Annotated in this window: 24 protein-coding genes and 1 tRNA gene; 12 read left to right on the top strand and 13 right to left on the bottom strand. The window is 63.0% G+C overall.

Going from position 1 to position 23,982, the window contains the following annotated elements; translation table 11 throughout:
* Positions 1-1,017 precede the first annotated feature (1,017 nt).
* Both ACN2XU_RS20930 and pdxA read right to left on the bottom strand, forming a co-directional pair.
* Positions 1,018-1,899, bottom strand: coding sequence for a dihydrodipicolinate synthase family protein (locus ACN2XU_RS20930; protein ID WP_419412296.1), 882 nt, complete (start codon positions 1,897-1,899; stop codon positions 1,018-1,020).
* 5 nt (positions 1,900-1,904) lie between these two features.
* Positions 1,905-2,879 carry a 4-hydroxythreonine-4-phosphate dehydrogenase PdxA gene (gene pdxA, locus ACN2XU_RS20925; RefSeq protein WP_419412295.1) on the bottom strand — a complete coding sequence of 325 codons (975 nt, stop codon included), beginning with the start codon at positions 2,877-2,879 and terminating at the stop codon, positions 1,905-1,907.
* Positions 2,880-3,043: 164 nt separating this feature from the next.
* Here pdxA and ACN2XU_RS20920 point away from each other — a divergent pair, with 164 nt between their 5' ends.
* Together ACN2XU_RS20920 and ACN2XU_RS20915 are read left to right on the top strand one after the other, a co-directional pair.
* Positions 3,044-4,081 (top strand): four-carbon acid sugar kinase family protein, encoded by a 1,038-nt coding sequence (locus ACN2XU_RS20920; protein ID WP_419412294.1) that lies wholly within the window; start codon positions 3,044-3,046, stop codon positions 4,079-4,081.
* An 11-nt stretch (positions 4,082-4,092) separates the two neighbouring features.
* Positions 4,093-4,824 (top strand): FadR/GntR family transcriptional regulator, encoded by a 732-nt coding sequence (locus ACN2XU_RS20915; protein ID WP_419412293.1) that lies wholly within the window; start codon positions 4,093-4,095, stop codon positions 4,822-4,824.
* Positions 4,825-4,843: 19 nt separating this feature from the next.
* Here ACN2XU_RS20915 and ACN2XU_RS20910 read toward each other — a convergent pair whose 3' ends face one another.
* Positions 4,844-5,968 (bottom strand): iron-containing alcohol dehydrogenase, encoded by a 1,125-nt coding sequence (locus tag ACN2XU_RS20910; RefSeq protein WP_419412292.1) that lies wholly within the window; start codon positions 5,966-5,968, stop codon positions 4,844-4,846.
* 12 nt (positions 5,969-5,980) lie between these two features.
* Positions 5,981-7,156, bottom strand: coding sequence for a sialidase family protein (locus tag ACN2XU_RS20905; protein WP_419412291.1), 1,176 nt, complete (start codon positions 7,154-7,156; stop codon positions 5,981-5,983).
* A gap of 327 nt (positions 7,157-7,483) precedes the next feature.
* On the opposite strand from ACN2XU_RS20905, the gene ACN2XU_RS20900 reads away from it, so the two are divergent.
* The 6 genes from ACN2XU_RS20900 to ACN2XU_RS20875 all read left to right on the top strand — a co-directional run bounded on the left by ACN2XU_RS20900 (position 7,484) and on the right by ACN2XU_RS20875 (position 14,246).
* Complete coding sequence (locus tag ACN2XU_RS20900) at positions 7,484-8,980, top strand: ABC transporter substrate-binding protein (protein ID WP_419412290.1); 1,497 nt, start codon at positions 7,484-7,486, stop codon at positions 8,978-8,980.
* Positions 8,981-9,045: 65 nt separating this feature from the next.
* Positions 9,046-9,960 (top strand): ABC transporter permease, encoded by a 915-nt coding sequence (locus tag ACN2XU_RS20895; protein ID WP_419412289.1) that lies wholly within the window; start codon positions 9,046-9,048, stop codon positions 9,958-9,960.
* Between the two features lie 10 nt (positions 9,961-9,970).
* Positions 9,971-10,885, top strand: a complete 915-nt coding sequence (locus ACN2XU_RS20890; protein WP_419412288.1) for an ABC transporter permease — start codon at positions 9,971-9,973, stop codon at positions 10,883-10,885.
* Entirely contained in the window at positions 10,878-12,497 is a 1,620-nt protein-coding gene (locus ACN2XU_RS20885; RefSeq protein WP_419412287.1) for an ABC transporter ATP-binding protein, read from the top strand. Before ACN2XU_RS20890 ends, ACN2XU_RS20885 begins: the two co-directional genes overlap by 8 nt.
* A complete protein-coding gene (locus ACN2XU_RS20880; protein WP_419412286.1) occupies positions 12,494-13,534 on the top strand; it encodes a DUF475 domain-containing protein in 1,041 nt (346 codons plus the stop codon). The genes ACN2XU_RS20885 and ACN2XU_RS20880 overlap by 4 nt, the downstream gene beginning before the upstream one ends.
* A gap of 1 nt (position 13,535) precedes the next feature.
* Complete coding sequence (locus ACN2XU_RS20875; RefSeq protein WP_419412285.1) at positions 13,536-14,246, top strand: FadR/GntR family transcriptional regulator; 711 nt, start codon at positions 13,536-13,538, stop codon at positions 14,244-14,246.
* Between the two features lie 328 nt (positions 14,247-14,574).
* On the opposite strand, the gene ACN2XU_RS20870 is transcribed toward ACN2XU_RS20875, so the two are convergent.
* The 3 genes from ACN2XU_RS20870 to ACN2XU_RS20860 form a co-directional block, all read right to left on the bottom strand.
* Positions 14,575-15,093 carry an AAA family ATPase gene (locus tag ACN2XU_RS20870; protein WP_419412284.1) on the bottom strand — a complete coding sequence of 173 codons (519 nt, stop codon included), beginning with the start codon at positions 15,091-15,093 and terminating at the stop codon, positions 14,575-14,577.
* Between the two features lie 168 nt (positions 15,094-15,261).
* Positions 15,262-15,337, bottom strand: a tRNA-Ala gene (locus ACN2XU_RS20865).
* Between the two features lie 103 nt (positions 15,338-15,440).
* On the bottom strand, positions 15,441-15,767 hold the full coding sequence (locus ACN2XU_RS20860; RefSeq protein WP_419412283.1) for a TIGR02300 family protein: 327 nt from the start codon (positions 15,765-15,767) through the stop codon (positions 15,441-15,443).
* Positions 15,768-15,873: 106 nt separating this feature from the next.
* Here ACN2XU_RS20860 and ACN2XU_RS20855 point away from each other — a divergent pair, with 106 nt between their 5' ends.
* From ACN2XU_RS20855 to ACN2XU_RS20845, 3 genes are all read left to right on the top strand, one after another.
* Positions 15,874-16,563 (top strand): M48 family metallopeptidase, encoded by a 690-nt coding sequence (locus tag ACN2XU_RS20855; RefSeq protein ID WP_419412299.1) that lies wholly within the window; start codon positions 15,874-15,876, stop codon positions 16,561-16,563.
* A gap of 79 nt (positions 16,564-16,642) precedes the next feature.
* The gene (locus ACN2XU_RS20850) at positions 16,643-17,296 is read left to right on the top strand and encodes a GntR family transcriptional regulator (protein ID WP_419412282.1); all 654 of its coding nucleotides are present in this window, start codon (positions 16,643-16,645) and stop codon (positions 17,294-17,296) included.
* A 48-nt stretch (positions 17,297-17,344) separates the two neighbouring features.
* Entirely contained in the window at positions 17,345-17,905 is a 561-nt protein-coding gene (locus ACN2XU_RS20845) for a hypothetical protein (protein WP_419412281.1), read from the top strand.
* 43 nt (positions 17,906-17,948) lie between these two features.
* On the opposite strand, the gene ACN2XU_RS20840 is transcribed toward ACN2XU_RS20845, so the two are convergent.
* The 6 genes from ACN2XU_RS20840 to ACN2XU_RS20815 all read right to left on the bottom strand — a co-directional run bounded on the left by ACN2XU_RS20840 (position 17,949) and on the right by ACN2XU_RS20815 (position 23,005).
* Positions 17,949-18,362 (bottom strand): thioredoxin family protein, encoded by a 414-nt coding sequence (locus tag ACN2XU_RS20840; protein ID WP_419412280.1) that lies wholly within the window; start codon positions 18,360-18,362, stop codon positions 17,949-17,951.
* Positions 18,363-18,379: 17 nt separating this feature from the next.
* A complete protein-coding gene (locus tag ACN2XU_RS20835; RefSeq protein WP_419412279.1) occupies positions 18,380-19,093 on the bottom strand; it encodes a cytochrome c biogenesis CcdA family protein in 714 nt (237 codons plus the stop codon).
* A 148-nt stretch (positions 19,094-19,241) separates the two neighbouring features.
* Positions 19,242-20,417 carry a peptidoglycan DD-metalloendopeptidase family protein gene (locus tag ACN2XU_RS20830; protein WP_419412278.1) on the bottom strand — a complete coding sequence of 392 codons (1,176 nt, stop codon included), beginning with the start codon at positions 20,415-20,417 and terminating at the stop codon, positions 19,242-19,244.
* A gap of 57 nt (positions 20,418-20,474) precedes the next feature.
* Positions 20,475-21,116: a protein-L-isoaspartate(D-aspartate) O-methyltransferase gene (locus ACN2XU_RS20825; RefSeq protein WP_419412277.1), complete on the bottom strand. Its 642-nt coding sequence runs from the start codon at positions 21,114-21,116 to the stop codon at positions 20,475-20,477.
* Positions 21,113-21,898 carry a 5'/3'-nucleotidase SurE gene (gene surE, locus ACN2XU_RS20820; protein WP_419412276.1) on the bottom strand — a complete coding sequence of 262 codons (786 nt, stop codon included), beginning with the start codon at positions 21,896-21,898 and terminating at the stop codon, positions 21,113-21,115. The genes ACN2XU_RS20825 and surE overlap by 4 nt, the downstream gene beginning before the upstream one ends.
* 144 nt (positions 21,899-22,042) lie before the next feature.
* Positions 22,043-23,005 carry an acetyl-CoA carboxylase carboxyltransferase subunit alpha gene (locus ACN2XU_RS20815; RefSeq protein ID WP_419412275.1) on the bottom strand — a complete coding sequence of 321 codons (963 nt, stop codon included), beginning with the start codon at positions 23,003-23,005 and terminating at the stop codon, positions 22,043-22,045.
* A 96-nt stretch (positions 23,006-23,101) separates the two neighbouring features.
* Between ACN2XU_RS20815 and ACN2XU_RS20810 the strand changes: the two genes are divergently transcribed.
* The gene (locus tag ACN2XU_RS20810; RefSeq protein WP_419412274.1) at positions 23,102-23,956 is read left to right on the top strand and encodes an AraC family transcriptional regulator; all 855 of its coding nucleotides are present in this window, start codon (positions 23,102-23,104) and stop codon (positions 23,954-23,956) included.
* The last annotated feature ends 26 nt before the right edge of the window (positions 23,957-23,982 follow it).

The following is a 23,982-nucleotide window of genomic DNA, read 5'->3' as shown; positions in this document are numbered from 1 at the left end:
ATCGTTGTCCCAGGGTCTTCCTCTCAGCCATCGCTCTGGCCGCAACCGTCATCTATTGGTTTTGAATCCTGACCCTAATCTTGCCTGTCCGCAATCTTGCGCCCAACATCTTTTGTCCAAAAGAGAGCGGCGGGGACATTCGCGGTGCCTCGGCTTGATGTGGTACGTTGTGCTATCAGCATGGGGTTGGTGTCGTGGCTGGGCAACGCAGGGGGAAGATCGACCATGCCGACAGCCAACTCGCCTGCCATCCGCGTTTTCCTGGAGTTTGCCGAGAACCGTCGCGTCTTGGCCCTCATCATATGGCCGTCGATAGCATGGTCCGAAGTTGCGACCTTGAACAATTGAACGTGGCCGACGTTTAGGCTTCAGGCCAGATCAAGGAACGCGCATCGAGCATGCTAAGAGGGGCTTGGCGGCTGGCCCGGTTCGAGATCACGGAAAACAACCGGAAATCGCTCTTCCGCTGGATGGAGGAGCCGTTGATGCTTGGCTCCCAATATCCGTGGCCGGGCCGGATCCGCGAGCCTCTGGATGTCTTGACCTGGCCGTATGCCGTCTCGTCTGGGAGTGGGCAGGCTCCATCGGTCTGGACCCTATATCCCATGGCACTTACTCCATGCGTCGAACGAAAGTCGCGGAGACTATCGGAAGCCGGGGACCCTCTGCGCCATTCAACTTCTGCTCGGACACACCAAGAAGGAAAGTAAGGTCAGGTATCCGGGCGCGGACAAGGAAGGTGCCCTCGTCCTCTGCGAACGTGTTGAAGCAAAAGCACTGGGCCGCTGTCACTGGCGGCTCTGTGCTGTCATTCGTGCTTGGCGCTGCAGTGGGTCGGTCCCGACCCATCGCGCCAACTTCAGGGTCATCTCGCGTCGCGCTGCACCCCAAGGTTCTGGCGAGCTGAATTTTCTCTACTCTCTGCCAGGTTACCGCGGACTGAGCGGTATTCAAGTCAATGATATCCGTTGGCCGCAACCTTTTCCGTTCTTCCATATGCGGACCCCTGGCACTCGGTCAAAGGCCGTATTTTCTGAGGATTTCCTCGATTGCCGCATCCTGGGCGGCATCCGGCAGCAATGCTGGCTGGCGCGACAGCCCGACAGAGGGGTCACGCAAGTAGAGCGCACGTTTGACAAGGGCGGGCGGGAAGCCCAGCTTGTACAGATCCGTGCGGAAGTTCGAGTAAATGGTTTGCGCCTCGGCAGCACCCGCCGCGTCCCCGGCATTGAAGCAGGAAACGATCCGAGCCAGCACGTCGGGCAGGACGTTGCCCAGCCCTGAGATGCAGCCGCGCGCGCCGTTTGTCAGCGCCCAGTTCACAAGGTGGTCGGGCCCGGAATAGACGTCAAAGCCGTCGACCTCGCGGCCGACGGCCAAATACGCTTCGAGTGTTTCCTGGGCGCCGCCGGAATCCTTGATCCCGGCAATGTTGCCATGGGTGGCCAGCGTGCGTGCGGTGTCCGGTTCGATATGGTTCTGGGTGCGGGCAGGGATATCGTACAGGTAGATTGGTGTCTCGACCGCATCAGCGACCGTGGTGAAATGCCGGATCAGCCCCTCTTGCGTGCAGGCGATAAAAAACGGCGTGATGACCGCGATCCCGTCCACGCCGATCCGGTCGAATTCGCGAGACAGCAGCGTCGTCTCGAAAGTGGCGGGCATGCCGGCGTTGACGATGACCTCGGCGCGACCTGCCACCTCGTCTACGACCTCGCCACACAGACGGACCTTTTCGTCAAAGGTCAGGGCCGAGAAATCACCATTCGTGCCCGCGCAGAGGATATGGTTGCCCGCTTCGATTTGACGACGAACCTGAGCGCGAGTGGCGCTGTAGTTGATCGTTTCGTCATCGTTGAAGCACGTCACCAAGGCTACAAAGGCTTTCTTGTCGGTCATCCGGGTCATCCTCTCTTGGCCGCGGTCAGTCGGGCGCCGTAATCCAGCGCACAGATCATGTTTTCATGGTTCGCCGTGCCGGTTCCCGCGATATCGAAGGCGGTGCCGTGATCGACCGAACAGCGGTCGATCGGCAGTCCAAGCGAGACGTTTACGGCAGTGTCAAAGGCCACCAGCTTGATCGGGATATGCCCTTGATCGTGGTACTGCGCGATCACGAGATCAAACGCCCCGTTATAAGCGCGGTAATAGACCGTATCGGCCGAGATCGGCCCGACCACGTCGATGCCCTCGGCCCGAGCCTGCGCGACAGCGGGGGCAATCTGGTCGTCATCCTCGCGCCCGAACAGGCCGTTTTCGCCGCAATGCGGGTTGATTCCCGCGACGGCGAGACGCGGGTTTTCGACACCCATGCGCTGGAAATGCCTGTGGCCGGTGCGGATCGTGTCCAGCACGCGCTGGCTCGTGGCGCGGCCGATGGCGTCCTTCAGCGAGACGTGGGTAGACACGTGAATAACATCCAGTCGCTCGGATGCCAGCAGCATCCAAGACGATTTCGAGCCGGTCAGATGCGCCAGCATCCCGGTGTGGCCGTCATAGTGATGGCCCGCGGAATTCAGCGCTTCCTTGTTGATTGGGGCGGTGACGATGCAGGCGGCCTTGTCAGCCATGCTTAGCTGCACTGCGCGCTCGATGTAACGAAAGGATGCTTCGCCACAGGCGGGCGACAGAACGCCAAACTTGCCCGGGAGGCCATCCACCGCAATATGATCGACCCGGATTCCGTCGCCGTCGTCCTTTGGGCCGATAATCGGAAGCGTAACGCCGGTGCTCTTGGCTGCACGGGTCAGGGTTTCGACGTCCCCGATCACCACTGTCTGCGCGCGCAGTGCGGCATCGCGTGCGGCGAGCGCCTTGACGGTGACCTCTGGGCCGACGCCAGACGGGTCCCCCATTGTGATGACGATTGGCGCACTCATCTCGTGTCTCCCGGATTGACAACCCTGCAAAGCAGTTAACCTATAGGTAAAACAACTTCAACCGGAGAAAAACATCTGTTAAACCATATGAAAAACGGAAAAACTCTTTCCGGACGATGGTGCTTCGGATGCGAAGCGACCGCAAATCGCCAAAATAGGTAAACATGATAAAACCGGTGCTCATTCTGGCTGACGATCTGACCGGCGCACTCGATTCGTCGGTGGGCTTTGCCGATGGCTTGCGGCGTGTGGTCGTTGCGCGCAGCCCCGAAGCGGTCAGCGATGCGTTGGAGCAGAAGCCGGACGTGCTGGCCATCAATACCGGCAGTCGCGAAGGGGCCGAGGCCAGGGCTGTCTCGCAGGTTGAGGCCGCTTTGGCGCAGCTGGATCTCGGCGCATTCGGCGTGATCTTCAAAAAGGTCGACTCGCGGCTCAAAGGCCATGTGGCGGTGGAAACCGGGGTTTTGGCTATGGCCGCGCGCCGTGCGCGACATGTGGCATGCCCGGCAATCCCCGACATGGGCCGGATCGTGTTGGATGGCGCGTTGTGCGGCGGTGGCGTGGCGCTGCCGATCCCGGTGGCGGAGGCATTCGCCGGTTCCGTCACTGTCCCGGACGCGGCCACGAACGCGGATCTCGATGCGTTGGTGCGGGGTGAGCTGAACGATACGCTTTGGATCGGCGCACGCGGGCTGAGCTTTGCCCTTGCACGGGCGATGGGGGTTTTCAGTCCCAGGGCGGCGCGACCTGATGGGCCGATTCTGATCGTCAATGGCTCTCGCGATCCCATTACCGTTGCGCAGATCGAGGCGCTGACCGGACTTGTTCCGGTCCTGCATGCGCCGGGTGGGGTCACACCCGATGCAATCACGGAGACAGGATCTTCGGCACTGTCGATTTCAGAAGGGGCCGGACTGGTCGACGGCGAGCAAGCGGCCCGACGCTTGGCCGAAGGGGCCGCGCGGCTCGCCCGACAGGTGCGCCCGGCCTCAATCATCCTGTGCGGCGGCGAAAGCGCCCAGGCCTGTCTGGACCAACTGGATGTGAACAGTTTACGAGTGATGGCAGAGGTGCAACCGGGTCTGCCGCTGTTCGAGGCGCAGATGCCATGGGGGCCGGTGCAATTCGTGACCAAATCGGGCGGCTTTGGCGTAAGAACCAGTCTGGTCGACATCGTGACCGATACAAAAGAATGGCGGTGAAGGAAGTGAAGATGACCCAACAGGATACTGCCCGACCCAGCCGCCAGCCGCTGTCCGACAAGATATATCAGGCACTGAAGAACCGCATCACGCGCGGACATTACAACGCCAACGAAAAGCTGCCGGCGGAAAAGGACCTGTCTTTGCAGTTCGGAGTCTCCCGTCCTGTTCTGCGCGCCGCGCTGGAGCAGTTGCGCGAGGACGGGTTGATCGTCTCACGGCAGGGGGCGGGGAATTTCGTGCGGCTTAATCGCGAAACCGCGCTGGGCTACACTCCGGTTGAAACCTTCGCAGACATTCAGCGCTGCTATGAATTCCGCTTGACGGTCGAGGTCGACGCGGCCGGTCTGGCCTGCACCCGGCGCAATCGGGGAATTCTGGATGAAATGGCTGCCGCGCTGGATCTGTTGTCCGATGCGACCGGGTCCAAGATGCATCGGGAAGATGCGGATTTCGCCTTTCACCTCGCCATCGCCCGGGCGTCGAATAACCAGTATTACGCCGAAACGCTCAAGGCACTGCGGGCGCATATCTATGTCGGCATGAAGATGCACGGCGACGCGCTGATGTCAGACGGTGCGGCGGCGCTGGAGCAGGTGCTGGAGGAGCATCGCGAGATTTACAATGCGATCGTCGATCGTGATGCTGACCGTGCCCGCGCTGCCATGCGCCTGCATATCGTGCATTCGCGCGAGCGTCTGTTCGGTGCGGGGATGCTGGACCTGGCGATGCCCGAGGCGTGAGCGGCCTCGGGCGATCTGGTCAGTACGCGTCGCGGTAGATCGCGTGAACGTCGTCGATGCTCATGTCGCGCGGGTTGTTGTCCATGAGGCGGCGGATGGCGTGCGCCTCGGCGGCCCAATCGGCCAGCGCAGCCTCATTCGCGCCGTGGTTGCGCAGGCGCATCTCTATGCCTAGCCCCCCGCAGAACCCGAACGCGGCCGCCTTGAGGCCGTCCTGCGTATCGGCCCCCGTCAGGCCGAGCGCAGCGGATACTTCGGCGGTCTTGCTCCCAGCTACGGGCAGGTTGTAGGCCAGCACATGCGGGAAGATGATCGCGTTTGCCAGGCCATGCGGCAACGACAGCCGCGTACCCAGCGGATAGGCCAGCGCGTGCCCGGCGGCGGTGTTCACTGGGCCAAGGCAGATGCCACCGTAGTATGACGCCAGCATCATGCCCGCGCGGGCTTCACTATCGGTGCCATTGGCCACGGCGCGTTTCAGATACCTGCCGACCAGGGACACGCCCATACGGGCAAAGCCGTCGATCAGGTCATGTGCCTTGACGTTGGTAAACGCCTCGACGCAATGGGCCATGGCATCGACCCCGGTGGCGGCCGTCACGGCAGGCGGCACGGAGTAGGTCAGTTCCGGATCCAGAACCGCAAGATCGGCGATAAGGTGAGGGCTTTCGACCGCGACCTTGGATTTCGTAGCGGGGTCGGTGACAAGCGCGCGGATGCCCGCCTCTGACCCGGTGCCGGCGGTGGTTGCGACCTGAAACAGTCGGGTGCGGCGACCGGCGACCTTGTTCGGCCCGGCCACATCCGCCAGCGCCTGCTCGCCGTCCCAAAGGGCTGCGACCAGTTTCGCGATGTCCAGAACGGAGCCGCCGCCCAGACCGACGACGAGATCCGGGGCATGGGCGCGCGTGGCTTCCAGCACCTTTTCAAAGGCGTGAATGTCCGGCTCCGGTGGGACATCATCGATTACCAGCACCTCGCCCGTCAGGCCCAGCCGCTCGCAATATTCCGCGGTGGGTCCGGAGGCGATCACGACCGGGCGGTTCGCGTCAGAGGCCAGATCGCCAACCTTGGCGCTGGCACCGACACCAATTTCCAGCCGTTTGGGCTGATGGATGGCAATCAGGCGATCCATGGTGGACATGTGTCGTTCCTTTCAAGAGATTTGTGCGACGAGACCGACAACGGTGTCCGCGTCGAGACGCACATGCCGGATGGCGCGGCGGTATAGGGTATAGGCGATGTCCAGTCCGCCATCGGCGCGCGGCAGCAGGACGGGGTAGGACAACTCCTTGTTCTTGCCGTCGATCGAATTGTTCGACAGGCAGGTGCCGGGGCTGTCCTCGACCACGTAGCGGATCGGGAAGGTCTTGCCGTCATCGGCGGACAAGCAAAGCGCCAGGGGACCGCGCTCGACACCCCAGATCGGCTTGCAGCCGTCTTGGGCCTCGGGGCGGTCGTCCTGCTCTTCAAGCTCGTCATACAGCGAGGCCCGGCGGGATTGTGACGTGGCCGCCGAGATCGGGTTGCAGACCATGCCCAGAACGCCTCTGGCCAGAGGCGCGACCCCGATCGAGCTGTTGTTGTTCGGCACGTCGGTCGGTGCCGGAGCGGACCAGCTGCGCCCGCCATCATGGCTTTCGCAACGATGCACGAAGTCAGATTGACGACGGCGGAAGAACGCAGCCATACCGTCCGACGTTTCGACCGGGGTCATGTGAACGCAGCCCGCTGAGGCCGGCACGTCGGTCACGGTCCAGCTTTGGCCTGCATCGGTACTGACGCCGAGGGCCGCCGTGTCAAACGCGCCCGTCCAGCGGACGCCGTCGCGGGGGTTGCAGCGAAACAGCGGCAGGACCCAAGCGCCATCGTTGCGAACAAACGGCCGGGCGCGGATGAACGTGCCATTCGGCAGGTCAATATCGCGGGCCTCGCCCGGGACCAGCCGGTCGCTTTCACGCCGGATGGGGCGCATGATGACGCGGGCTTCGTCCTGATTGCCATGTGGCTGGGCAGTATTGAACAGCCACAGCGCGCCATCGGGCGCGGTGAACAGAACCGGGTTCTGCTCGGAGTGGTCCGGATCGTTGGTCAGCGGCGTGGCGGGGCCCCATTGGTCGCTGCCTTCGTCGAGTATCGATGCGTGGATCGAGATGTCGGACTTGCCTTCGAGCGTTCCGCCGAACCACGCGCAGGCGAGCGCGCCGTCTGGAAGGCGGGCCAGAAATGCAGCGTGATTCTGGATCGTGTCAGCGGGCAGAATCGTCCAAGCGCCGCCGTCGCGTGGCGTCAGCCTGCCATTCATGTTGGTGGCGATCTCTTCCGGCGTCATGCCGACCTCCTCTTGATCCTCACAATGCCGCCGGAGCCTGCTGCAAACCTGACAAGTTGTCAAGTTGGCTGGGTCATTTCAGGGGTGTTCCGTGCACATCGGTCGCGTCTTTTGAAGTATAATTGTCTATTTTCAGTTGGATAATCTGATATTTTCAACTTCGGAAACTTCTGATTGACAGCGGTTTTCAACTTTACCAATATGCATCTCGCAGTCTGCGTTGCCGACACGGACCAGTTGGGCGACCCAAGGGAGGACCGCTGGGTGGCCCACGCAGCTTTGCTGTTTTCGGTACTATCGAGGCGAGACGTCTCAAAGGGAGGATACATGAACAAGACATTGCTTCTGGGAGGGCTGTTCGCTGCGTCGACGGCACTGACCCCGGCCTTTGCGCAAGATAAGAACGTCACCATCGTTCTCGCCGAAGAGCCCGATCTGGTTGAACCCTGCATGGCGACGCGGTCCAATATCGGGCGCATAGTGCTGGGCAACATCGGCGAAACCCTGACCGAGCTCGACGTGCGCGGCGACGAAGGCCTGAAGGCGCGTCTGGCCGAAAGCTGGGAGTTGGTCGATGACAAAACCTGGCGCTTCCATTTGCGTCAGAGCGTGACTTTTTCTGATGGGTCGGCCTTTGATGCCGAGGACGTGAAGCATTCGTTCGAGCGCGCCGGGTCTGACCAGATCACCTGCGAAATCTCGCGCTATTATGAGGGCATCTCGATCACGCCTGAAGTGGTCGACGCGAACACCATCGACTTCACCACCGAGCCGGCGCAGCCGATCCTGCCGCTGTTGATGTCGCTCTTGACCATCGTGCCGTCCGAGACGCCGATCGAGTTCACCCGCGAGCCCGTCGGCACCGGCCCCTATGTGATGTCCGACTGGCAGCCGGGTCAGAGCATCACTCTGGAGCAACGCGAAGGGTACTGGGGCGATGCGCCCGCCGTCGAAAAGGCCACCTATGTCTTCCGCAACGACGCGTCCGTGCGGGCGGCCATGGTCGCCGCGGGCGAGGCTGATATCGCGCCGTCGATCTCGGCAACAGACGCGACGACCGACATGGATGTGGGTTATCCGAACTCCGAAACCACCTATCTGCGCATTGATCACACGATGGCGCCGTTGGATGACGCGCGCGTCCGTGAAGCGCTGAACCTTGCCATCGACCGCGAGGCCTTCGTAGGGTCGATCCTGGCCGATGGCACGCAGCTGGCCACCGCCATGACCGTGCCAACCACGCTGGGCTGGAATTCCGAAACCGAAGCCTGGGGTTATGATCTCGATCGCGCCAAGGCGCTTCTTGCCGAGGCCAAGGCCGATGGCGTGCCGGTCGAGAATGAGATCCTTTTGGTGGGCCGCACCGCGAACTTCCCCGGCGCGACCGAAACCTACGAGGCGATCCAGTCGATGCTCGCCGAGGCCGGTTTCAACGTCCGCCTGCAGATGGTCGAAGTCGCCGAGCACGAGCAGTACTACTCGAAGCCCTACGTTCAGGATCAGCCGATCCTCGTCGGTGCGCAGCATGACAACTCGCGCGGCGACCCGGTCTTCTCGATGTATTTCAAGTACCACTCCGAAGGCCGTCAGTCCGGTATCGCCGACGCCAGGGTCGATGCTCTGATCGATCAGGCGACCGCGGCAACCGGCGCAGAGCGCGAGGCGCTGTGGTCCGAGCTGTTCGGCTACCTGCATGACGAGGTGATCGCCGACGTGCTGCTGTTCCACATGGTTGGGCAGGCGCGCGTGGGCGAGCGGGTGGATTTCACCCCGACCATCGCGACCAACAGCCAGCTGCAGTTGTCGGAAATCGGCTTCAAGTAAGCGAAGCCAAATGACCAGCGCGCGAGGGGGCCTCTCCTCGCGCGTGCCTTTTCAGGGAGCCTGTCATGAGATCGATGTTGGGGAAGCGGGCACTGTCGAGTTTCGTCTCGCTTTTTGTGCTGATCGTGCTGGTCTTCTTTCTGTCGCGCCTCACCGGCGACCCGGCCAGCCTGTATCTGCCGGTCGACGCCTCTGACGAGATGCGCAACAATTTCCGCGAGATACACGGGCTGAACGACCCGGTTCTGGTGCAGTTCGGGCGCTATCTGGGTGACCTTGTCCAACTCGATTTCGGTGAGAGCCTGCGCAAGGCCCGCCCGGCGCTGGAGGTGGTGACGGAGGCTTTTGTCTGGACGCTGTGGCTGGCGCTCATCACCATGACACTGGTGACGGTGGCGGCCATTGTTGTCGGCTCACTGGCGGCGTTCAACGTGGGCAAGCGCTTCGACAGGTTCGCATCCGTGCTCTCGTTGATCGGCGCCTCGGCCCCGGATTTCTGGATCGCCATTGTCGGGATCGTGGTGTTCTCGGTTAACTTGGGCTGGCTGCCGACCTCTGGCACAGGCACGATCTGGCACTGGATTTTGCCGATCTCGGTGCTGTTTATCCGCCCCTTTGGCCTTATCCTGCAAATCGTGCGGGGCTCCATGATCAATGCGCTGGGGTCCCTTTACGTCAAGACCGCCCGCGCCAAGGGGGTCAAGAACGCTCCGGTGATCTTTGTCCACACCCTGCGCAACGCCATGCTGCCGGTGATCACCGTGATCGGCGATCAGGCGGCGGCGCTGCTGAATGGTGCTGTGGTGGTCGAGACGATCTTTGGCTTTCCCGGTGTCGGCAAGCTGATGATCGACTCCATCCTTCAGCGCGATTTCAACGTGATCCTTGCGGCGATCATGGTCACCGCCATCGCCATTTTCATCATGAACATCCTGATCGACATTGCCTATGCGCTGCTCGATCCGCGGATCCGGACATGAGGGCCTGACCATGAGCGACAGTATTCTCCGCAACACAGGCCGCAGCGGCCCGCGCCGCTTTGTCGGGATGCTCGTCGCCGACAAGCTGGCCTGCGCCGCTGCGCTCTTCCTGCTGCTCGTGTTCCTGTGCGCGGTTTTCGGACCGGCGCTGCTGGGCGATGCCGTAACCGGCACAAACCTGCGCGCCCGCAACGCGCCGCCCTTCAGCCTCGACCGGGGTTGGCTGTTCTTGCTGGGCGGCGACGCACTGGGCCGCCCCTTGCTGGCGCGGATTGTCGTTGCGGCACAGAACACCATCATCATCGCCGCCAGCGCGGTCGCCGTATCGCTGCTGATCGGCTCGACCTTGGGTCTGATCGCCGGCTATGCCGGGAAATGGACCGGCGAGGTCATCATGCGGCTCGCCGATGTCATCATGTCCTTTCCGTCGCTTCTGCTGGCGGTGATCGTGCTCTACGTTCTGGCCCCGTCGGTTGCCAATCTGGTGATCGTGCTGGCCATCACCCGCATCCCGATCTACCTGCGCACCACCCGCGCCGAGGTGCTGGAGGTCCGCGAACGCATGTTCGTACAGGCCGCGACGGTGATGGGCGCGTCCAGCACCCGGATCATGTTTCGCCACATCGTGCCGGTGATCCTGCCGACGCTGCTGACCATCGCGACGCTGGATTTTGCATTCGTGATGCTGGCGGAGTCGGCGCTGTCTTTCCTTGGCATCGGAATCCAGCCGCCGGAAATCACCTGGGGCCTGATGGTCAGCCAAGGGCGGCAATACCTGACCACGGCCTGGTGGCTGGCCTTCTGGCCGGGCTTGGCGATCATCCTGACGACCATGTCGCTCAACCTGTTGTCGAGCTGGATGCGTGTGGCACTGAACCCGACGCAGCGCTGGCGGCTGGAAATCGGAGGCAAGACCAATGGTTGACCACCTTCTGGAGGTTCGCGACCTGTCGGTGCGGTTCCACACCACCGGCGGGACCGTCAAGGCGGTCAATGGCGTCTCTTGGCATCTGGACCGGAGCGAGACCTTGGGGATCCTGGGCGAAAGCGGATCTGGCAAGTCGGTCTCGGCCTCGGCGATCATGAACTTGATCGACATGCCGCCGGGCGAGATCACCAGCGGCCAGATCCTGTTCGACGGTGTTGACCTGTTGAAAGCGCCTGCGGAAGAGCGGCGCCGCCTGAACGGCAAGCGCATCTCGATGATTTTTCAGGACCCGTTGGGGCATCTGAACCCGGTCTATCCGGTCGGCTGGCAGATTGCCGAAACCGCGATGGCGCATGGCGTGGCCAAGATCGAGGCCTATGATCGCGCCCTGCACCTGCTGGACCGGGTGGGCGTGCCGGACCCGAAAGGGGCCATGCAGAAATACCCACACCAGTTTTCAGGCGGGCAACGACAGCGGCTGATGATCGCGATGGCGCTGGTGCTGAAGCCCGACATCCTGATCGCGGATGAGCCAACCACCGCGCTGGACGTGACCGTTCAAGCCGAGGTTCTGTCGCTGCTGGAGGAATTGCAGCACGAAACCGGCATGGGCCTGCTGTTGATAACCCACGATCTGGGCGTTGTGGCCGAAGCCTGCGACCGTGCGGTGGTAATGGAACAGGGCTGCATCGTCGAGAGCGGCACGCCCCGCGAACTGTATCACAACGCCCAGCACCCCTATACACAAAAACTGCTGGCCGCTGCGCCCGGCAAGGGCGAGATGCGCACCCCGGCCGATGACCGTCAGCCGATCCTTCAGGTGCGCGGTCTGCGCAAATCCTACGGAGCATTCGATGCACTCCAGTGTGCCGATTTCGATTTGCATGCCGGGGAAACCCTGGCTGTCGTGGGCGAAAGCGGCTCGGGCAAGTCGACCATCGCCCGGCTGATGCTGCGCCTCGAAGACGCAACGGCGGGCAGTGTCACATGGAAGGGCGAGGACCTTTTGACCAAGTCCCGCCGCGAGATGGGCAAGCTCCGCCGCCAATTGCAGATGGTCTTTCAGGATCCGACCCAATCGCTGAACCCGCATATGTCGGTGTTTGACATCATCTCCGAGGCATGGGTGATCCACCCCGACATCCTGCCAAAGGCGCATTGGCGCGACCGTGTGGCCGAGTTGCTGGATCAGGTGGGCCTCAGCCCCGAACACGCGCAACGCTATCCGCACCAGTTCTCCGGCGGGCAGCGGCAGCGCATCGCCATCGCCCGCGCGCTCGCGCTGGAACCCGACCTGATCATCTGTGACGAGGCGGTTTCGGCGCTGGACGTGTCCATTCAGGCGCAGGTGATCGCCCTTCTGGGCGAGTTGCGCGACCGGCTGGGGATCGCCTTTATCTTCATCGCGCATGACCTGCCGGTGGTGCGTGATTTCGCGGATCGCGTGTTGGTCATGGAAAGGGGACGGATCGTCGAACAAGGCACTGTCAGGCAGATCTTCGAAGCCCCGCGCGAACCGTATACCCAGCGCCTGCTGGCTGCGGGCCTCGATGCCGACCCGGATGTGCAGGCGGAACGCCGCGCCGCGCGACTGGAACTCACGAAATGATCGGCGTCCTGAGCTATTTCAAATGGTCCTTTGCCGTGACTGTCCTGGGGCTGGTGCTGGCCGCATGGCTGGGCTGGCAGACGCTGGGAACAGCCGGCGGGACGGCCTCGTTCCTGTTGATCGGGCTGGTGCTGGCGGTTCTGGAAATTTCGCTCAGCTTTGACAACGCCATCGTAAATGCCAACAAGCTCAAGGACATGACGCCAGTCTGGCAAAAGCGTTTCCTGACCTGGGGCATCCTGATTGCCGTGTTTGGCATGCGCATCGTCTTTCCACTTTTGGTGGTGGTGATCGCGGCGCATATCGGGCCGATCGACGCCGTGATCCTCGCTGCGCGCGAGCCGCAGGAATACGCGCGCATCATCGGCGACGCGCATCTGTCGATTTCGGCCTTTGGCGGTAGTTTCCTGATGCTTGTGGCGCTGAACTACTTCATGGATGAGGAAAAGGACGTGGACTGGGTGCGCCTGGTCGAAAGCCGCATGCGCGCCTGCGCCGCGGTCAAGGGGCCGGAAGTCGCTGTGGTGTTGGGCATTGCAACAGCCTTTACCGTGCTGCTGCCCGAGGGAGAAGGGGCCGAGTTTCTGTTCGCCTCGGTCTGTGGCGTGCTGACGTTTCTGGGCGTCGAATTGATCGGCCACGTCCTGGACGCCCAGCAAGGAGCCGCCAGCGCCGCCGCCAAGGGCGGCCTTGGTGCCTTTCTCTATCTCGAAGTGCTGGATGCCTCGTTCAGCTTTGACGGGGTGATCGGTGCCTTTGCCTTGACGCAGAACCTGTTCCTGATTGCCATTGGGCTGGGTATCGGTGCGATGTATGTGCGGTCCATGACACTGATGCTGGTGGAACGCCGGACGTTGGCCCAGTTCCGCTATCTCGAACACGGCGCGTTCTATTCCGTACTGGTGCTGGCCATCATCATGTTCGTACAGTCGCTGGTGCATATCCCGGAGGTCATCACCGGCCTGTTCGGGGCCTGCCTGATCGGTCTGTCGCTGATCGCCTCGATCCGGCACGAACGCTACGCCGAAGGACACTGACATGGCTTCCCGCATCTCTCGGCGCGCGTTATGGCTGCAAAAGATCACGGACGAAGTCGTAAGCCAGATCCGTCGCCGGATCGATTTGCACGCACTGAGCGCCGGGCAATCGCCGGGCACGCGCGATGAACTCGCCGCGGAGTTTGTCACGTCGACCTCCGTGATCGACCGCGCTTTGGATCAATTGGTTGAAGACGGCGTGCTCGTGCCGTCGGAGGCAGGTCCGGTCGTCGCGACAGAGCAACCGGCGAGCAACGGTTTTGCCATTTCGCCAGCCCAGACCTTGCAGGACGTGCGCGCGATCCTCGAACTGCGGCTGGGGCTGGAAACAGTGTCCGCCGGGCTCGCTGCGCTGCGCCGGGATGAGGCGCAACTTGCCGCGATCCGGCAAGCCGCCGCCGCGTTTTCGAATGCCGAGGGAGACACTGCGGCCCAGGCCGATATCCATTTCCACCGAGCCATCGCGTCAGCGGCGGGCAATATTTATCTGCTCGACCTTCTGGACTATCTCGGTCCGTTGCTGATGCCGCGCCGACGCATCCTTCTGCCCAAGACCCCCGGCACCGAACGAGACGGAAACCTGGAACAGTCCGAGCAGGAGCATGCAGCCATCCTTGCGGCCATCACCGCCCAGGAACCGGAAGCCGCAGACCAAGCTATGCGCGCCCATCTCCTGCGCGCTCTGGCGCTGATCGAGCGTAGCGGACGATAGTCAAGCCGACTACCCTATTCCCAGGACCTAAGGCGCTCGGTGCAGCGTTCTGCGCACTACCGCCGCTCGTCCCGGCCGCAGCGACTGGCCGCTGTACGCCGATTTCATGGGAAGACCGCGCTCGTTGGCGCGGAGCCTCGATGACTGAAGTGGGCGCGCGCCTGCTCTGCAGGGACTTTCGCGGGTGCTGCGGTGCACGAAGGATCTCGGCCGGTTTGCGAAGGTTCTGGGCCGTGGCGGCGAGGCGGAACGCGTCATTTGCGCCGCGTCGAGCACGTAATCGAGCCCGCGCCATGCCGGGAATAGGCGATTGTATATTTGACAAACCCTAGGGCTCGGGTGGACTTGGATTGGCCTTCCGGTCGTGCCGCAATTTCCCCAATTCCACATCAACCCACATTTCCAAGTCAGAAGGGCTGCTTGCTTCGGCTTCGGCGCGGGTCTGCTTGCGCTCCGTGTCCTGCGTGAAGATCTCATTCCAGAACGGCGCAAGGAAGACGCGGGCGTTGTAACAGATTGCCTTGGCTGCTGCGTCGACGTGGGGCGGCTCGGGGAGGCTGCAGAGGGTCAAATAACCCAAAATGTCGGGGATACCGCGGTCGAGAAACAGGGGCCCTGGGAGCGCCTGTGCGGCGCTGTCGGCACGCGGGTCCCGCTCCAGAATGCGTTCGGCATAGGCCATGCGATTCCGCGAGGGGAGGGCATCTCCGTCACGCGCTATCTCTTCGCGGATGATCGCGGGGCCGGATTCGCGGATCGTGTGGAAACCACGGCGGGCGGGCTCTGTGATCAGACTGATCTTGCCCGCACCGGGGCCGCCCGCCACGAGGAAGAAGTGATCGCTCATCGGCCATCCTCGGGTTTGACAGGGGAAGAGCTGCGCAGCGTTCAACACGCCATTGGCGTGGATCGGATCAGAATGGATTTTCGCAGGGAAAACAGCACCGCTCAAAGCGGCAGAGGCAAACTCTCTGTCAATAAAGGCAGGTTTATCCGATGCTTTTCGATGATATAATGGTGGAGCCTAGCGGGATCGAACCGCTGACCTCCTGCATGCCATGCAGGCGCTCTCCCAGCTGAGCTAAGGCCCCATCAATGTCGCATCGTGCTGGTCTGCGTCGATGCTGTGCGCGGGTGATTACGCAATGCTGCGGGCGGGATCAAGCGGAAAAATCCCGCCTCGCAAAAGTTTTTTCAGGACTCGTCGTCGCCTTCGTTGGACACATCTGCGATGTCATCCAGAGAGACGTTGTCATCGTCTTCATCTTCAAGAACCGTATCGTCATCGATGTCCACATCGACGTCGTCGTCGTCCAGCAGATCGACCTCTTCGGACTCTTTGCTGGCCTTGGCCTTTGCAGCCTTGTCTTCGCTGTCCGCTTCGATCTGGCCACGTTTTCCGGTGTCGAGGTTCACGACCTCTCCGGTGTAGGGGCTGACGATGGGATTGCGGTTCAGGTCATAGAAGCGCTTGCCGGTCGTCGGGCATACGCGCTTTTTTCCCCATTCTTCCTTGGGCATCAGAGATTCCCTTCAAACTCGTGGTCATGTCGACAATCCGGGCCAACTGCCATAACACATGGGCCATGTCAAAGGCTTTGGCGCGAAACAGGTGGACGTGCGGCATATGGGTCAAATCCGGCTACCCGGCAACCCTCCGATCGAGGTGATTTTGCGGCGGTCCGCGCAGGCGCGGCGGCTGTCGCTGAGGCTGTCGCGGCTGGATGGGCGCGTCACCCTCACATTGCCCAAAGGCGTCAGCGAACGCGAGGGCAGGGATTTTGTCCTGTCCAAGGAAAGCTGGCTACGCGGGCATCTCGATGGCCATGAGGCGGCCGTGGCTGTCGGGTTTGGCGCGGTGCTGCCGGTGCATGGTGTGACGCTCGCGGTGCAGGCTGGCGCGGGCCGGTCCGTGCGGCATGACGGTGCGGCGCTTCTGGTGCCGGGGGCGGCGGAACAGGTCCCGCGCCGGGTGCAGGCTTATCTAAAGACATTGGCACGCGACCGGTTGGCCGAGGCCTCTGATCGCTATTCGACGGCCTTGGGGCGGCCATACGCGCGGCTGACGTTGCGCGATACTCGCTCGCGCTGGGGGTCCTGCACGGCCGATGGCGGGCTGATGTACTCGTGGCGTCTGATCATGGCGCCGCCTGCGGTGCTTGACTATGTCGCGGCGCATGAGGTGGCGCATCTGGCGCAGATGAACCACTCGCCAGCCTTCTGGGCGGTGGTCGAGCGGTTGTATGGCGACTGGCGCGGCCCCCGTCGCTGGCTGCGCGAAGACGGACCTGCGCTGCACAGGTATCGCTTCGACTGAGCGCGGCAGACGGGGCGCAGCGCCAGTGGCACGTGTTTCAACTATTGACGCTGCACAGCTTGTGATCACAAATGAACGAATGCAAACGCCTGTCCCCCGTTCCGTCGATCCGTCGACCTCCGCCCATGACCGCGTCTATCGCGGGCTGCGCACCCGAATCATGCACGGGCAGATCGCCCCGGGGCAGGCGCTCACGCTGCGCGGATTGGGCAAGGAGTTCAATGTCTCCATGACCCCGGCCCGCGAGGCCATCAACCGGTTGGTGGCAGAAGGTGCGCTCAGCATGTCCTCCTCCGGGCGCGTGGCGACGCCGGAATTGTCGAATGAGCGGATCGAGGAACTGGCCGCGCTGCGTAGCCTGATCGAGGTGGAGCTGGCGTCCCGCGCCCTGCCGCGTGCGCATATGGCGCTGATCGAGCGGCTTCAGACGATCAATGGCACCATTGGCGACGTGGTCAGCAATCGCGATGCGGTCGGCTACATCCGCACCAATCTCGAATTTCACCGCACGCTGTACCTGCGGGCGCAGGCACCGGCGATGCTGGCCATGTGCGAAACGGTCTGGCTGCAGCTCGGGCCGACGATGCGGGCGCTGTATAGCCGCCTGCGCCGCTCCGAGCCGCCGCAATATCATCGGCTGATCATCGCCGCGCTCAAGGCCGGGGATGAGCCGGGACTGCGGCTTGCGGTGCGGTCGGATGTCACGCAGGGGCTGCGCATGCTTGCGGGCTGAGACCTGTTTGCACGACAAGGGAACGATGGAACCACTGGAGTCCGACCCATGTCGCAAGCGCATCCGCGTAAACAGGTCCTGATCAAGTTCGCGCTGCTGATGGCGCTTTTGATCGGCTATTTCTTCTATCTCTGGGTGAAATTCGACGCGGCGACCGGGGCGGTGACAGCGGCGCTTACGTGGTCCTTCTTCGTGCTCTGCACGCCGGTCGCCGATGCCGGTTTCCTGCTGGATTTTCCGCTGCGTTTGCTGTTTGGCATCCGTATGGTGATCTCGGAGGTCGTCGTTTGGGTTCTGGCGGGGGCGATCAACGCATCGGTTCTGCTCTGGGCACCGGCGTATTACGAAACGACGGTGCTCACTCGCCTGTTTCACCAGATCCTCATCACGCCGTGGCCCTATTGGGGCATCGTTCTGCTGAGCGGGGCGGGGACGTTCCTGTCTGTGAAGTTTGGCGATGAGTTGATGGACGTGCTCCACCACCGGGAGCGGGATTTCTTCCACTCGCATCAATTCAAGCAGGAGCTGATTCTGATCGCTTTCTTCTTGATGATCGTCTTTGGCTACTACGAGCTGATCTCGTCCCTGGGCCTCGAAGACGTGCTGTAAGACGAGGCCCCGGTGCGCTGCCGGGGGCCCATCTTGTGCGCGGTCAGGCCGTGGCTGCGCCAAGCGCCGTGTCGAGAAGGGCCTTGATGCTGGCTGTCGAGGTCTGGGCAACCACACGGCCAAGCTCTTGATCGCCTTTCAGAACCACCAGCGTGGAGCGGCGCGGGATGTTCAGGGATATGGTCATCGCGTCCTTTGAGTAGGTGTCCCAATCGACGTTGATAAAGGTGATCTTCCGTTCATAGGCCGGGTTTTCCGCCTTGAGCGCATCCAGAACCCGCTCTTGCGCCGCGCAGGTGCTGCACCAGCTGGCTTTGAAGTCGAGAAAGACGGTGTCCCCGGCCTTCAGGTGCTTGTCCACCAGCCCCGGCGTATAGTCGAGCGGGGCCGCCTGTGCGGCGAACGGCAGAGTGGCGGCAGCGGCGCCGGTGAGAATGAGAAAGTCGCGTCGTTTCATGAGAGAACTCCTTGGGGTCAGAGGGATACGGACAGGTCAATCAGCCAGGCGGGCAGGGCGGAGACCAGCCAGCCTTCGATATAGTGATGCCAGTTCAGCAAGAGCGCAGTGCCGACAAGGATGAAGGCGGCGCCGAGGATCGGGCGGGTCCGAACCGCGAGGCGCCGCAGAATGGCGTTGTGTTTGCCGATGGCTCCGCGTGTGCCATAGGCGAGGCCGAGGATCAGGGTCGAGACGCCAGCGGCGAAGCCCATCATGATGAGTGTCGCGCGCACCAGGCTCTCGCCCTGACTGGCCAGCCCGATGGCGCTGCCGAGGGTCGGGCCGATGCAGGGGCTCCAGACCGCGCCAAGCAGCAGTCCGCCAAGGAACTGCCCGCTCAGGCCGTTGCGGTCCACATGGTCCATCTGCTGATCGGCACGGGATGACAGGCCAGCGGTGGCGGTGGCCATGACCGCTCCGGCCTGCGGCAAAAGCAGCGCCGCGCCAAACAGGATCATCAACGCGGCCCCGGCCCTGGAGACGGTCTCGATGTCCAGTCCGATGGCCTGACCGAAGGCGGTGATGACAATGCCGAGGGTGACGAAGGACAGGCTGAGCCCGGCCGCCATGGCGACAGGGCCGAGCCTGCTTGCCTGAAGGGCGGTGGCAATAACAATCGGCAGCACCGGCACAACGCAGGGATTGATGAGCGTCAGCAGGCCCGCGCCATATGCAAAGAGGATCTCCATCCTCCATGTCTGGCAGGCCGGATCAGCGGCGTCATTAAACGAAAGCCTGACGAAGGGTCACATGGGTGTGGGAATTGTTTCGGTCCCGGACCGGTTCGGGGCAGCCGCGCCATGCAGCGTGTAAACGGCCAAGGCCGACAAATCGCGTCTATTGCAGATAGGCCATCGGGTCCGTGCTGTCGAAGCCCTTGCGAACCTCGAAATGCAGGAAGGACGGATCGCCCGCGCGGACCTTGCCCACGGACTGGCCCTTGCTGACCGCATCGCCCTTCTTGACGGTGATGTCATCGAGGTGCGTGTATACCGTGATCACATCGTCCGGATGGCGGATCAGCAGGAATTTCACACCCTCCGCCGTGGTGCTGATCGAGGCGACCTTGCCGGATGCGGCGGCCTTGACCGTGGTTCCGGCGCTGGCAGCAATGTCGATGCCCTCGTTCCGGCCCTTGGCGTAATCGCGGATGATGCTGCCGGAAACCGGCATGACCATGGCGGCGTTCGATGCGGCGGGTTTCGTCTGTGACTGGCCGATATCGGCCACGGGCTTTGCCGGTTTCGCCGTGGTGGTTGTGGTTTGCGCCGGGGGCAGGGTCTCGGTCGGCAGCGGCTTGGAAGCCGAGGGTGGCTGCGGTGTCGGCGACCCTTGGCCCGGTTCGGTGACGGCGGCGGTCTCGCGCTCTGGGGCGGCGTCCTGGGTGGGCGGAATCAGAAGGAATTGCCCTTCCCGCACGGAAAACTGCTGGTCCAGCGCGTTCCACTCGGCCAGCGCCCGCGGCGAGACATTGTAGAGGCGGGCAATGGTGAAGGCGGTCTCACCCCGGGCCACCTGATGGCGCACGGGCTCCACGCCGGATGGGCCGCTTTGCGGTTTGGGCGCGGTCGAGGCGGACCGTTCTATGGCATTGCCGGCGAGCGTCGCCACATCGACCTGCGCGGCAGGCCGGATCACACCACTGGCGGATTCCCCAACACGGCGCGGCAGAGCCACGATCTCGCCCCGGCGCAGCGGGTCTGTCGTCTTGACCCCGTTGTAGCGGGCCAGCTCATCCGCAGGCAGGCCCACGCGGCCTGCGACATCCGCCAGCGTATCGCCGCGCCGGGCGATGGCGACCTGGTAATTCGGATAGGACAGGACGCCCCGGTCATCCGGGCTCGGCCGGTTGTCGACGCGGGCGGTCTGGGCCGCGGTCGAAGTGTCGAAGGTGCTGCCCATGCGGCCGCGCATATCGAGGTCGATCGGTTGCGAGCAGGCGCTCAGCAACACGCCGACGGCGATGGCGGAGGTCAGGCGAAAACGGCCTCGGGACGTGCGGGGAAATGTCATCTCGATATCCTCATGCGCGCCTCCCTGTTCCCGGGAGGTTGCCAAATTACGCGGGCGTCAGTCTTTGCCCAACCCTTCAACCAGCGGAACGAACCGAACCGGACGCAGCTCCTCGTAGTCGAAGCCGCCCTCGTGCCGTGTCACCCGGATCAGTCGTTGCACAGCATCGGACTGCCCCACCGGTACGACCATGATACCGCCAATCTTCATCTGGGCCAAGAGCGGGCCGGGCGGGTCTTCGGCCGCTGCGGTGACAAGTATGCGATCAAACGGCGCCTGATCGGGCAAACCGTGCGATCCATCGGCGGTAAAGACGGTGATATTGGTGATACCCTGATCATCAAAGACGCTGCGCGCCGCCTGAACAAGACGGCGGTGACGGTCCACGGTATAGACGCGCCGCGCCAGCTGGGCGAGGATTGCGGCCTGATAGCCGGAGCCGGTGCCCACCTCCAGAACCTTGTCGCGCGGACCGATTTGCAACGCCTGCGTCATCACCCCCACCACCGAGGGCTGGGAGATGGTCTGGCCGCAGGCGATGGGCAGCGGCATATCCTCATAGGCGCGATCGGTGAAATACCCCTGGATAAAGGCGCCACGGTCGACTCGCTCCATGGCCTGAAGCACGGCCGTGTCCGTCACGCCCTTCGAGCGCAACGCGAACAGGAACTGCATCTTGGCCTCGGCGCCCCATGTCATGCGAAGCTGTCTCTCAGGGCAGTCAGCATGGCGTGATCGGTCAGATCCGCGCGCATCGGCGTGACGGAGATGTAGCCTTCGAGGTTGACCGCCGCATCGGTGCCCTCGGCGGTGCCGACACGCTGATTGCCGCCCTTCGCCCAGAGAAAGCGCCGCCCGGAGGGGGAGACATGTGGCTCTACCGAAAAGCCGGTGTTCGGACGGATGCCCTGCGGGGCGAGTTTGACGCCGCGCACGTCGGCGGCGGGCACCGGCGGGAAATTCACGTTCCAGAACAGCGTATAGGGCTGATCGTCCGGCAGTTCCGCATCGAGAATCTGGCGAATGACTGCCGCGCCATGAGTGGCCGACCCTTCAAAGGGATTGTCGAGGGTCATGGTCTGAGGCCCGAGATACTGCGACAGCGCGATGGAGCGAATGCCCTGCAATGCGCCTTCCATGGCGCCGCCGAGTGTGCCGGAATAAAGCGCGTTTTCTGCGGAGTTGTTGCCCCGGTTCACGCCTGACAGGATCAGGTCCGGCGGTGTGTCCTTCAGCACGTCATGCACCCCGGCCAGCACACAATCCGCCGGGCTGCCCTCGGCGGCATAGCGACGCTCGCCCATTTGCGCGATCATCGTGGGGTGCGTGTAGGAAATGCAATGCGCCACGCCCGATTGTTCAAAGGCGGGGGCCACGACCCAGACTTCACCGTCCGGGCCCGCGATGTCGGCGGCAATGGCCTCCAGAACGGCCAGACCGGGTGCGTTGATGCCGTCGTCGTTGGTGATGAGAATGCGCATGAAAAACCCCGTCCTTGCCTTTCGCCCTCAATAGGCGAAGGGGGGGATGCGAGCAAGGTGCGCCGGGCGGGGCGCCGTGATGTGTTTCTTATCGGCAAAACGCGTGGGGGCTTTGCGATGGTGCTGCGCAATCGGGATGGGCGATCAGGCCGCCAGCCCTTTGCTGCCGAGGCCGAGGAACTTGCTCCGCCGCAACGAGATCAGATCCTTGCGGGATGCGCCGGACAGGTCTTCGAGCATACCGGCGATAGTCTTGCCGACCAGCTGGATCGTCGCGTCCGGGTCGCGATGCGCACCGCCCAGGGGTTCGGGGATCACCCGATCAGCCACGCCCAGCTTGAACAGATCCTGAGCGGTCAGACGCAACGCTTCGGCGGCCTCGCGCATTTTCTCCGCGTCCTTCCACAGGATGGAGGCGCAGCCTTCCGGTGAAATTACGGAGTAGACCGAGTGCTCCAGCATCGCCAGCCGGTTCGCCGTGGCAAAGGCCACCGCCCCGCCAGAGCCGCCCTCGCCGATGATCACCGAAACCAGCGGCACACCGATCTGCAGGCATTTCTCGGTCGAGCGGGCGATCGCTTCGGACTGGCCGCGCTCTTCCGCGCCCTTGCCGGGATAGGCGCCGGGCGTGTCGACGAGGCTCACCACCGGCAGGCCGAATTTGTCGGCCATCTCCATCAGGCGGATCGCCTTGCGGTATCCCTCGGGGCGCGCCATGCCGAAATTGCGCTCGATGCGGCTTTGGGTGTCGTTGCCCTTTTCGTGGCCGATCAGGACCACCGGTTGGTCGTTGAACCGGGCCAAGCCGCCCATGATCGCCTGATCGTCGGCAAAGTTCCGGTCACCCGACAGGGGCGTATATTCGGTAAACAGCGCGTCGATGTAGTCCTTGCAATGCGGCCGGTTGGGGTGGCGGGCCACCTGGCATTTGCGCCAGGGCGAGAGCTTTTTGTACAGGTCCTGCAGCAGCACCGCCGCCTTGCGGTCGAGCGCCTTGGCTTCGTCTTCGATATCCATGTCCGCATTGCCCTGCGCCATGGCGCGTAGTTCTTCGGCCTTGCCTTCAATTTCGGCCAGAGGCTTCTCGAAGTCGAGGTAATGGGTCATGCTCGGGTCTCCTTGGTTCCCGCGCTATATGGCCGCGCGGCGCGACGAATGCAACAAAGCAAGATTTGTCGTGTCGCGCAGGGTAGGATGGGTGGCATGAGAGATGATGGCAGAGATGCGGGCGTTGAAGCCCGGGTGCGCCGGGTGATCCGGTATATCTTCGACAACCCCGCCGGGGATCTGTCGCTGGATGCGCTGGCGGATGTTGCGGCTATGTCGCGGTTTCACTGGAGCCGGGTGTTTCACGCCATGACCGGCGAGACCTGTGCCGGGGCGGTACGGCGCATCCGGGCGCATCGGGCGTCGATCTGGCTGGTGCAGTCGGACATGCCGGAGGCGGTCATCGCGGCGCGCTGCGGCTATGACAATGCGCAGAGCTTCGCCCGTCTGTTCAAGGCTCAGACCGGCATGACGCCGCTTGAGTTCCGGCGCATGGGACGGCCAGAGACAGATATCCTCCCCTTCAGACAAGGAAACAAAGATATGTCGCCATTTGATGTCAGGGACTTGCCGGATCAACGGCTCGCCGGATTGCCTCACACGGGGCCCTACTACGAAATCGGTCGGGCCTTCGATCAGATCGGCGCTGTGTTTTCGGCCAACAGCCTCTGGCCGCAGTCAAGGGGGCTGGTCGGGCTCTATTTCGACTCGCCGGAGGATGTCGAAGAGGCCCACCTGCGCAGTTTCGCCGGGATTCTGGTCGGAGAGGAATTCGAGATGCCTGCCGGGCTCGAAGACTATGTCATTCCCGGCGGGCGGCATCTGGTGAGCACGTACAAGGGGCCCTATGCGGGACTCAAGCAGGCGTGGGACGACACATATATCAGCGCCCTGCCACAGTGCGGCAGCGTGCCTGCGGATCGCCCGCCGTTCGAAACCTACCTCAACAGCCCCCTCGACACCAAACCCGAGGCCCTTTTGACTGAAATCTGTGTGCCGCTGGCAGATTAGACGCCGAGACTGCGTAGGCCGGGGCT

The organism is Pacificoceanicola niger (assembly GCF_048553275.1).
Taxonomy (GTDB): Bacteria; Pseudomonadota; Alphaproteobacteria; order Rhodobacterales; family Rhodobacteraceae; genus Pacificoceanicola.
This window is presented reverse-complemented; position numbering and strand designations above follow the sequence as displayed.

Bases quoted from the DNA above. Each gene is read 5' to 3' on its own strand.
- ACN2XU_RS20915 (WP_419412293.1), top strand. From the start codon at position 4,093: ATGACCCAACAGGATACTGCCCGACCCAGCCGCCAGCCGCTGTCCGAC.
- ACN2XU_RS20825 (WP_419412277.1), bottom strand. From the start codon at position 21,116: ATGACATGGGGCGCCGAGGCCAAGATGCAGTTCCTGTTCGCGTTGCGC.
- ACN2XU_RS20905 (WP_419412291.1), bottom strand. From the start codon at position 7,156: ATGACGCCGGAAGAGATCGCCACCAACATGAATGGCAGGCTGACGCCA.
- ACN2XU_RS20860 (WP_419412283.1), bottom strand. From the start codon at position 15,767: ATGCCCAAGGAAGAATGGGGAAAAAAGCGCGTATGCCCGACGACCGGC.
- ACN2XU_RS20900 (WP_419412290.1), top strand. From the start codon at position 7,484: ATGAACAAGACATTGCTTCTGGGAGGGCTGTTCGCTGCGTCGACGGCA.
- ACN2XU_RS20885 (WP_419412287.1), top strand. From the start codon at position 10,878: ATGGTTGACCACCTTCTGGAGGTTCGCGACCTGTCGGTGCGGTTCCAC.
- ACN2XU_RS20845 (WP_419412281.1), top strand. From the start codon at position 17,345: ATGTCGCAAGCGCATCCGCGTAAACAGGTCCTGATCAAGTTCGCGCTG.
- ACN2XU_RS20875 (WP_419412285.1), top strand. From the start codon at position 13,536: ATGGCTTCCCGCATCTCTCGGCGCGCGTTATGGCTGCAAAAGATCACG.
- ACN2XU_RS20920 (WP_419412294.1), top strand. From the start codon at position 3,044: ATGATAAAACCGGTGCTCATTCTGGCTGACGATCTGACCGGCGCACTC.
- ACN2XU_RS20880 (WP_419412286.1), top strand. From the start codon at position 12,494: ATGATCGGCGTCCTGAGCTATTTCAAATGGTCCTTTGCCGTGACTGTC.
- surE (WP_419412276.1), bottom strand. From the start codon at position 21,898: ATGCGCATTCTCATCACCAACGACGACGGCATCAACGCACCCGGTCTG.
- ACN2XU_RS20815 (WP_419412275.1), bottom strand. From the start codon at position 23,005: ATGACCCATTACCTCGACTTCGAGAAGCCTCTGGCCGAAATTGAAGGC.
- ACN2XU_RS20855 (WP_419412299.1), top strand. From the start codon at position 15,874: ATGGGTCAAATCCGGCTACCCGGCAACCCTCCGATCGAGGTGATTTTG.
- ACN2XU_RS20895 (WP_419412289.1), top strand. From the start codon at position 9,046: ATGAGATCGATGTTGGGGAAGCGGGCACTGTCGAGTTTCGTCTCGCTT.
- ACN2XU_RS20870 (WP_419412284.1), bottom strand. From the start codon at position 15,093: ATGAGCGATCACTTCTTCCTCGTGGCGGGCGGCCCCGGTGCGGGCAAG.
- ACN2XU_RS20910 (WP_419412292.1), bottom strand. From the start codon at position 5,968: ATGTCCACCATGGATCGCCTGATTGCCATCCATCAGCCCAAACGGCTG.
- ACN2XU_RS20810 (WP_419412274.1), top strand. From the start codon at position 23,102: ATGAGAGATGATGGCAGAGATGCGGGCGTTGAAGCCCGGGTGCGCCGG.
- pdxA (WP_419412295.1), bottom strand. From the start codon at position 2,879: ATGAGTGCGCCAATCGTCATCACAATGGGGGACCCGTCTGGCGTCGGC.
- ACN2XU_RS20930 (WP_419412296.1), bottom strand. From the start codon at position 1,899: ATGACCGACAAGAAAGCCTTTGTAGCCTTGGTGACGTGCTTCAACGAT.
- ACN2XU_RS20840 (WP_419412280.1), bottom strand. From the start codon at position 18,362: ATGAAACGACGCGACTTTCTCATTCTCACCGGCGCCGCTGCCGCCACT.
- ACN2XU_RS20835 (WP_419412279.1), bottom strand. From the start codon at position 19,093: ATGGAGATCCTCTTTGCATATGGCGCGGGCCTGCTGACGCTCATCAAT.
- ACN2XU_RS20830 (WP_419412278.1), bottom strand. From the start codon at position 20,417: ATGACATTTCCCCGCACGTCCCGAGGCCGTTTTCGCCTGACCTCCGCC.
- ACN2XU_RS20890 (WP_419412288.1), top strand. From the start codon at position 9,971: ATGAGCGACAGTATTCTCCGCAACACAGGCCGCAGCGGCCCGCGCCGC.
- ACN2XU_RS20850 (WP_419412282.1), top strand. From the start codon at position 16,643: ATGCAAACGCCTGTCCCCCGTTCCGTCGATCCGTCGACCTCCGCCCAT.